Origin of the sequence: Acidovorax soli, from assembly GCF_900107605.1 — a bacterium.
Taxonomy (GTDB): Bacteria; Pseudomonadota; Gammaproteobacteria; order Burkholderiales; family Burkholderiaceae_C; genus Acidovorax; species Acidovorax soli.
The window spans coordinates 1-6,162 of the sequence record NZ_FNQJ01000060.1; the positions used below are offsets into that span (position 1 = coordinate 1).

Consider the following 6,162-nt stretch of genomic DNA (forward strand, 5'->3'; position numbering starts at 1 on the left):
CTTCGAGCGCCGCATCGACATTCACGTCGCGTTGCTCTCCCTGGCTTGCTGTGTCATCTGCGTCCGAAGGCTCTTGCCGTTTTGTTAGCCGCTCTAAGGCCATGGAACATGCCGGGCCGTCTTATGGTCTATGGACTTTGGTAATGCTCAACGTGGCGGTCTTCGCCATGTTCACCTTCGGTTTCTTTCAACCGGCAAGCGCGCGCGATTGGCGCAGCTTTGGTGCCTTCACCCCACCTTTATCGTCGCGCTGTCCGTGGATGTGTATGGATTTCCGCTGACCATCTACTCCCTGTCAGGCTGGCTCGGCCAGAAATTCCCGGGCGTGGACCTGCTCAATCACGATGCGGACCATCTGCTGGAACGGCTGTTCGGTTGGGACGGTGCCCCCCACAACGGCAAGGGCGCCTTGCGCACACTGGCGTGTATGCTCGGATCCGGCACCCTCGATATGTCGCGTTTGTGCTGATCATGCTTGGCTTTCTCCGCCAATGGCCGACGCCATGGACGTTGTTGATGTTTCCCGTGCTGGCGGTGATGTATGTACGTCTGGCACAGAACGAGGGACGAGATAGTGCGCGTCGTTTCGGTGAGGCGTGCACAGAATGTGCGCGAAGCGTGTCCCGCTTGATTCCCTGCTGGGGTGTCATGGCGGCCGTGGGTGGCAGAACGAGTGGCAGAGCATGATCAGGGACAGGAAATCGGTGAGGCTGTGATGAGAGTGAAGTCGCTGGCGACGTGGTTTGCAGGTATGACAGCCGTGCTGTTGGCCGCAGGAGCCGGGTACATCTACCTGCGCAACAGCAGCCTGCAACCACCGGCAGCGCCGCATCGCCTGCGCCCCGATGACGCGCAGGTGCTGCATGCCGGCGCAGGCCTGTACCTGCAGCACTGTGCGGTTTGCCATGGAGCCAAGGGCGAGGGTCAACCGGATTGGCGCGACCGTGGAACGGATGGCCTCCTGCCCGCGCCACCCCACGATCCCAGCGGCCATACGTGGCACCACCCCGATGAGCAGCTCTTCGCCATCACCAAGCAGGGGTTGGTCCGGCTCATCAATCAACCCGATTACCGAACCGCAATGCCTATCTATGAAGGCGTGTTGAGTGACGATGAGATCGTGGCGGTCCTGTCTTGGATAAAGGCGCAGTGGCCGGCGGAGATACGGCAGCGCCACGACGAAATCAACGCCCAGTACCGCAAGTCTCTGTCCCGATAGCAATTCGGTCGCGTGGTGGTACTCATCGCCATTGCCGCCTTCTTTGTCTGGGGGGGGTCGCTCCGGAACCTCGTTGGGTGTTTGGTTTGATCAATGCCGTGGCCGTGCTCATCATCGCGTGCCCGTGAGCGCTGGGGCGGGTCACGCCCATGTCGGTGATGATCGCCACCGGCCGTGCCGCCACCCAGGGTATGCTGTTCCGCGATGCGGGCGCCAGCGTGACGCACTTGGCCGTGGATGGTCGGCTCGCCGGCCTTCTGGCCGTGACCGACCCCATCCAGGTCACCACGGCGGACGCCATCCATACCCTGCACGCCAGCGGTCTGCGCATCGGGCCACCGGGGACGGCCTGACCACAGCCAAGGCCGTGAGTGCAAAGCTGGGCATCGACGAAGTGCACGGCGAGACAAGTCCGCGGACAAACTGGCACTCGTGGAGCGGCTCCAAAAAGACGGCCATGTCGTGGCCATGGGTTCAGCTGCAGCGCGGATGCTGCGGGCAGCACTTGCAGCAGATGGCGGAAAAGTAATCTACCGGCCATTCTTCTATCAGTCCTGCCCGAGCAGAATGCCCCGCATGGCATTCATCGCGTGGCTCGGCCTCGACCCGCGCAAACGATATCGATGAGAGACATCGGCGCCATCGCAGCAGCGAGCTCCTGCAGTTCCTCCGCACCATCGAGGCCAATGTACTCAGCGATCTGGACGTGCCTCTGGCAATGGACAACGATGGGACGCACAAGACCGCGCACATCCGCAAGACTAGCGCGGAGTCAGGGCCGACAGGCGCTCCCGCGTTACCTGCGCCACGTCTTTGAGCCAGGGTTGTGCCGCCCAGTGCCTGGCGGCAAAAGCATTGATCTGCTCGGCATAAGACAGCGACGCTCCAATGACGTCCAGTCCCTGCAAGAACATGCGCTGATGCCGATCTGAAAGGGTGAAGCCCGCCTGATGTTGCGTGCTGCGCACCAGGCGCTGCTGCACGTCGATCTCCAGTGCCAACGGCCCTGGCTGTTGCGCTGCTTCGTGCATGAAGGCCTGCACATCCGCCTCCGGCACCATGGCCAGCAGCAGCCGGTTGTTCAACGCATTGGAGTAGAAGATCTCGCCAAAACTCGATGCCACCACGGCCTTGAAACCGTATTGCTGCATGCCCCACACCGCATGCTCGCGGCTGGAACCACAACCGTAGTTAGAGCCCGCAATCAGCACATCCACCGCCGCATAGGCAGGTTGGTTGAGCACGAAGTCCGGGCGCGGCTGGCCTGCGCTATCGAAGCGCAGGTCGTACAGCAAGCCGGGTGCCAGGCCCGACTTGTCAATGCCGCGCAGAAACTGCTTGGGCATGATCTGGTCGGTGTCCAGGTTGGGCGTGGCCAGCACGGCGGCGTGGCCGTGCAGCACCGTGTTGTCGGTGGGGGTTGCGGTGCGGGTAGTCATGCGTGAAGGGTCTCCAGAGTGCGTACATCGGTGATGTAGCCGGTAACGGCCGCGGCTGCGGCCATGGCCGGGCTCATGAGGTGGGTGATGGCCCCTCTGCCCTGGCGGCCCTCGAAGTTGCGATTGGTGGTGGAGACACAGCGCTGGCCTGGTGCCAGCACATCGTCGTTCATGGCCAGGCACATGGAACAGCCGGGTTGGCGCCATTCAAAGCCCGCAGCCTGCAGGATGCCAGCAATGCCCTCAGCCTCGGCCTGGGCCTTCACGGCACCCGAGCCGGGCACGACCATGGCGCGCACGCCAGGCGCCACATGGCGTGCGCCCACCACTTTCACCACTTCGCGCAGGTCTTCGATGCGCGCGTTGGTGCACGAGCCGATGAATACATGCTGCACGGGCACCCCCTGCAGGGCCTGCCCCGCGCCGAGCGCGGTGTAGCGCAAGGCTTGCTCTGCGCTGCTGCGCTGCACGGCATCAAGCATGCTGGCGGGCTGTGGCACGGTAGCGTTGATGGCCATGGCCTGGTCGGGGCTGGTGCCCCAGGTGACAAAGGGGGCTACCTCACTCGCATCCAATCGGTGCTCCACCTCAAACACGGCATTGGCGTCACTGTGCAGGGTGGCCCAATGCGCCAGTGCGCGGTCACGCAGATCGCCAGCAATGTCAGGGGCGCGGGCCAGCACGTAGTCCACTGCCTTGTCATCTGGCGCAATCAACGCACCGCGGGCACCCGCCTCCACCGCCATGTTGCACAGCGTGAACCGCGCCTCCACGGACAGGGCGCTGATGGCGCTGCCGCAAAACTCCACTGCATAGCCGCGCGCGCCCTGGGCGCCGATGCGACTGATGACCATGAGGATCAGGTCCTTGGCCGTGGTGCCCAGCGGCAGACGCCCATCCACACGGATGCGCATGTCCTTGGCCATGCGATAGACCAGGGTCTGCGTGGCCAGGACATGCTCTACCTCGGAGGTGCCGATGCCAAAGCCCAGAGCCCCCAGCGCGCCATAGGTGGTGGTGTGGCTGTCGCCGCAGATGATGACCATGCCGGGGCGCACCATGCCATGCTCGGGTGCGACCACATGCTCGATGCCCTGCAGGGGGTCGTTGGTGTCAAACAGCGGGATGTGGTGCCGGTCGCAGTTGGCCTTGAGGTTGCTGGCCTGCAGGGCCGACGGCGGGTCCTGGATGATGCGGTGGCGCACTGGATGGGTGGGAATGATGTGGCTCACCACGGCAACGTTCTGGCCCGGCACGGGCACGCCGCGCCCAGCCTCGTGCAAACCAGCAAAGGCCTGCGGACTGGTGTATTCGTTCATCAGGTGCAGGTCGCAGAACAGCAGCACGTTCTGCTCGTCCAGCGCCGCCACGGTGTGCGAGGCCACCAGCTTCTGGTAGAGGGTTTGGCCGGGTAGAGAGGGTTGGGTCATGCGTCGGTTTCCAACAAGAAAGGCAAGGCGGCTGCCAGCAGGGCGTCGGGCGCCTCTTCGGCGATGTAGTGACCGCAGGGCAAGGCGTGGCCACGCACGTTGGCCGCCACGCGTTGCCACTCGGCCAGCGGCTTGAAGCATCGGTGCACCACGCCCTGCTCGCCCCACAGCGCCAGCAGCGGCATGCCAAGCCGGTGCCCCGCGTCGCGGTCGGCGTGGTCATGCACGAGGTCAATGCCTGCGGCAGCGCGGTAGTCTTCGCAGATGCCGTGGGCGGCGCCCGGCAGCGCCAGGCAGCGGGTGTACTCGGCCAGTGCCCGTGCATCGAACGGCGCCAGGCCCGCACTGCGGCGGCCCATCACATCGCGGATATAGGCTGCCGGGTCGGCCGCCATCAGCCGCTCAGGCAAAGGGGCTGGCTGGATCAGGAAGAACCAGTGCCAGTAGGCGCGGGCAAAGGCGTCGCTGGTCTGCTCGTACATGGCCAAGGTGGGAGCAATGTCCAGCAGCACCATGCGGCGCACGGCACCGGAGTGGTCTGCCGCCAGCCGGTGCGCCACGCGTGCACCCCGGTCATGCGCCAGCACCGCAAAGCGGGAGTGGCCCAGGTGCTGCATCACCGCCAGCATGTCGGCGGCCATGGTGCGCTTGCTGTAGTTGGCGTGGTCCGCATCTCCCGCAGGCTTGGCCGATTCACCATAGCCCCGCAGATCCGCCAGCACCAGCGTGAATTGCCGTGCCAGCGCAGGCGCCACCTTGTGCCAGATGGCCGAAGTCTGGGGGTGCCCATGCAGCAGCAGCAAGGGAGGGCCATTGCCGCCGACCAGCGTCTGGATGTGTTGGCCGTCGGGCGTGGGGATGCGCTGCCGGACAAAGCCGGGGAACAAGGGGGTGTCGGTCATCGGAGCTAACGTGGTTCGGTCGGCCGGTGAGGCGCATCATTCGGTGGTGATGCCGCGCTCCTTGATGAGCTTGGCCCACAGAGGCATTTCCTTTTCCAGTCTGGCGCGGGCTTGCTCCGGGGTGGAAGGCATCGGGTCAAAGCCGTCCTTGGTCATGCGTTCTTTCAGCGCCACGGTGCCGAGCGCCTGGTTCAGGGCGGTGTTGAGCTTGTCGATGACGGGTTTTGGCGTGCCCGCCGGGGCGAACACGATGAACCAGGTTTCAAACGAATAGTTGGGCAGACCCGCCTCGGCAATCGTGGGCACATCGGGCAGCAGGCCCGAGCGCCTGGGGCCCGTCACCCCCAGGGCGCGCAATTTGCCGGCCTGTACATGCGGCTGTGCCGCCGACAGCACCGGAAAACTCAGCGCCACCTGGCCCGATATGGTGTCGATCATCGCCGGGCCGCCGCCCCGGTAGGGAATGTGCACGATGGGCACGCCCGCCACCGCCTTGAACAGCTCGGCAGACATATGAAAGGTGCTACCCGGCCCGGCCGAGCCATAGGAATACTTGCCCGGTTGCGCCTTGAGCAGCGCCACCAGTTCCTGGATGTTCTTTGCTGGCAGGCTATTGTTGACCACCAGGACATGCTGCGAGCTGGCCACCAGACCGATGGGGGTCAGATCTTTGAGGGTGTCGTACGGCATCTTGGCCGTGAGCGCGGGGTTGATGGCCAGCGATACGGTCTGCAAGCCGATGGTGTAGCCATCGGGCGCCGCCTTTGCCACCATGTCCACCCCGATGTTGCCACCCGCACCACCCTTGTTCTCGATGAAGATCGAGCCTCCCAGCGCCTTGGCCCATTCATCGCTCACCAGCCGTGCGGCAATGTCGGCACTGCCGCCGGGCGCATAGGGCACCACCAGCTTGATGGCCTTGGTGGGGTAAGCCTGCGCCAATGCCGCGGCAGAAAGCAGCGCAAACGCCGCTGTGACCGCCGAGCGACGGATCAGGGAGGGCCAGACGTGGATTTGGTTCATGGGGTTGTCTCCTGCATATGGTTGTTGGGTGCTTTCTGAGGCGCATCTTATGGGGGCGGATTCAAAAGTGAAGTGCAACACCTGCCAACCTGTAAGGTCAGCAGATGCACTCCTCCCCTTCGCAGTACCGCCAGCTCCAGCCTGAAGAC

Annotated in this window: 5 protein-coding genes and 2 pseudogenes; 3 read left to right on the forward strand and 4 right to left on the reverse strand. The window is 64.4% G+C overall.

What is annotated here, in order from left to right:
• Nucleotides 1–101 precede the first annotated feature (101 nt).
• The 3 genes and pseudogenes from BLW02_RS18990 to BLW02_RS19000 form a co-directional block, all read left to right on the forward strand.
• Nucleotides 102–687, forward strand: a pseudogene (locus BLW02_RS18990) (methyltransferase family protein).
• A 28-nt stretch (nt 688–715) separates the two neighbouring features.
• Nucleotides 716–1,219, forward strand: a complete 504-nt coding sequence (locus BLW02_RS18995) for a c-type cytochrome (protein ID WP_092701598.1) — start codon at nt 716–718, stop codon at nt 1,217–1,219.
• Nucleotides 1,220–1,741: pseudogene (locus tag BLW02_RS19000) on the forward strand (HAD family hydrolase); the annotation flags it as partial.
• Nucleotides 1,742–1,980: 239 nt separating this feature from the next.
• Here BLW02_RS19000 and leuD read toward each other — a convergent pair.
• Genes leuD through BLW02_RS19020 form a run of 4 tightly spaced genes read right to left on the reverse strand, consistent with a single transcriptional unit; the run spans nt 1,981 to nt 6,013 of the window.
• On the reverse strand, nt 1,981–2,658 hold the full coding sequence (gene leuD / locus BLW02_RS19005) for a 3-isopropylmalate dehydratase small subunit (protein WP_092701601.1): 678 nt from the start codon (nt 2,656–2,658) through the stop codon (nt 1,981–1,983).
• Nucleotides 2,655–4,088, reverse strand: coding sequence for a 3-isopropylmalate dehydratase large subunit (leuC, locus tag BLW02_RS19010; RefSeq protein ID WP_092701603.1), 1,434 nt, complete (start codon nt 4,086–4,088; stop codon nt 2,655–2,657). The genes leuD and leuC overlap by 4 nt, the downstream gene beginning before the upstream one ends.
• Nucleotides 4,085–4,990: an alpha/beta fold hydrolase gene (locus BLW02_RS19015; protein ID WP_092701605.1), complete on the reverse strand. Its 906-nt coding sequence runs from the start codon at nt 4,988–4,990 to the stop codon at nt 4,085–4,087. Before BLW02_RS19015 ends, leuC begins: the two co-directional genes overlap by 4 nt.
• A gap of 36 nt (nt 4,991–5,026) precedes the next feature.
• Complete coding sequence (locus BLW02_RS19020; protein WP_092701608.1) at nt 5,027–6,013, reverse strand: tripartite tricarboxylate transporter substrate binding protein; 987 nt, start codon at nt 6,011–6,013, stop codon at nt 5,027–5,029.
• Between the last annotated feature and the right edge of the window lie 149 nt (nt 6,014–6,162).

What these genes read in the sequence shown, in the direction of transcription:
- BLW02_RS18995 (WP_092701598.1), top strand. Translation starts at nt 716, where the DNA reads ATGAGAGTGAAGTCGCTGGCGACGTGGTTTGCAGGTATGACAGCCGTG.
- leuD (WP_092701601.1), bottom strand. Translation starts at nt 2,658, where the DNA reads ATGACTACCCGCACCGCAACCCCCACCGACAACACGGTGCTGCACGGC.
- BLW02_RS19020 (WP_092701608.1), bottom strand. Translation starts at nt 6,013, where the DNA reads ATGAACCAAATCCACGTCTGGCCCTCCCTGATCCGTCGCTCGGCGGTC.
- BLW02_RS19015 (WP_092701605.1), bottom strand. Translation starts at nt 4,990, where the DNA reads ATGACCGACACCCCCTTGTTCCCCGGCTTTGTCCGGCAGCGCATCCCC.
- leuC (WP_092701603.1), bottom strand. Translation starts at nt 4,088, where the DNA reads ATGACCCAACCCTCTCTACCCGGCCAAACCCTCTACCAGAAGCTGGTG.